Annotated in this window: 1 protein-coding gene; it reads right to left on the minus strand. The window is 32.1% G+C overall.

Going from position 1 to position 443, the window contains the following annotated elements; all coding sequences use genetic code 11:
- A partial coding sequence (locus C1I93_RS33435; protein ID WP_146603630.1) for a cation diffusion facilitator family transporter occupies positions 1–361 on the minus strand: 361 nt, incomplete at its 3' end.
- Positions 362–443 lie beyond the last annotated feature (82 nt).

Consider the following 443-nt stretch of genomic DNA (forward strand, 5'->3'; position numbering starts at 1 on the left):
CAATAGCTTCATATAAAATCCAGATTGAAATTACAATTAATGCTAAACCATTTAAAAATGCCGCTAATATCTCAAATCTTAAATATCCGAATGTGTAGCGTGCAGTCGGCTTCTTACTAGCAAAATAAATTGCCAACATTGACAAACCGAGTGCTAATACATCACTAAGCATATGAAATGAGTCTGACAGCAATGCTAATGAATTAGATACTAAACCTCCAACAAATTCAATCACTGTAAATAATAGTGTGATGATAAGTGATGCCCATAGCGTCTTTTTAGAACTTTGTTGAATTTTTTGATGATCGACATGATGAAAATATTTGTATCTGTTTATCGTATTCGCCTTTTTCCCGTTCATAGTTTGCCACTCCTAAATAAATGCGTCGTATTTAATGTAGTTGCTTTTAATAACAATTATTTATAGCTTCTCAGGTTAGTAT

It is taken from the genome of Micromonospora endophytica, assembly GCF_003236305.1.
Taxonomy (GTDB): Bacteria; Actinomycetota; Actinomycetes; order Mycobacteriales; family Micromonosporaceae; genus Micromonospora; species Micromonospora endophytica.